This window comes from Alcanivorax sp. HI0044, from assembly GCF_001634945.1.
In genome coordinates this window covers 1-1,053 of the sequence record NZ_LWEZ01000378.1, presented here as the reverse complement: position 1 = coordinate 1,053, position 1,053 = coordinate 1, and the positions used below count along the sequence as shown (strand labels likewise).

General features: G+C 66.0%; 1 protein-coding gene. It reads left to right on the top strand.

Annotated elements, in window-relative coordinates:
• A partial coding sequence (locus A3730_RS04610) for a molybdopterin oxidoreductase family protein (RefSeq protein ID WP_156500901.1) occupies positions 1 to 1,053 on the top strand: 1,053 nt, incomplete at both ends.

The following is a 1,053-nucleotide window of genomic DNA, read 5'->3' as shown; positions in this document are numbered from 1 at the left end:
CCATGGGCGGCCGGGAAGTGGGGGGGCTGGCCAATCAGCTGGCGGTGCATCTGGATATCGACAACCCGGCGCACCACGCCGCCGTGGCGGACTTCTTGCAGGCGCCGGCGTTGGCCACGAAAAATGGTCTTACAGCGGTTGAGCTGTTCGAGGCAGTTTCCAGCGGCGAGGTGAAAGCCGTGTGGATCATGGCCACCAACCCGGTGGACTCCCTCCCGGAAGCGGACAAGGTCCGCCAGGCACTGATGGCCTGCGACACCGTGGTGGTGTCCGACTGCGTAGCCAGCGGTGACACGCTCGCCTGCGCGGATATTCGCTTGCCGGCGCTGGGCTGGGGCGAGAAATCCGGCATGGTCACCAACTCCGAGCGCTGCGTATCGCGCCAGCGGCCCTTTGTGCCTGCCCCGGGGCAAGCGAAAGCAGACTGGTGGATCATTACCGAAGTGGCGCAGCGCATGGGCTTTGCCGACGCCTTTCCCTACCAGCATGAGCACGACATTTTTGCCGAGTACTCGGCGCTCACCGCGGTGGCCGGCCAATTTGGCAAGCGGCTGGATTTGACCGGGGCTGCGGAGCTGAGCGCCGACCAATATGCCCAGTGGCAGCCACAGCAGTGGCCGCTTAACGGCGACCCTCGCTGCTATGCCGACGGCCAGTTTTCTACTCCCAGTGGCCGGGCCCGTTTTGTGAGCTGCGACAATCCGCCCGTGCGCCAGATCGGCGATGCCTTCCCGATTATTCTCAATAGCGGGCGGATTCGGGACCAGTGGCACACCATGACGCGCACCGGCCGTGCCGGGCGCCTGTTTGCCCACCTCAGCGAGCCCTTTGCGGCGTTGCATCCCCAGGATATAGAGCGTTACCGGCTGCAGGAGGGCGGCTTCGTGCGCCTGACCAGCCGTGTCGGTGATGCGTTGGTGCGGGTCACCCGCGATACCGGGCAGCGCCCCGGCACCGCGTTCATGCCCATGCACTGGACCGATCAGTTTTCTCGCCGCGCCCGGGTGGATGCCCTGGTGCCGGCACGTCTGGATCCGCATTCCGGCCAGCCGG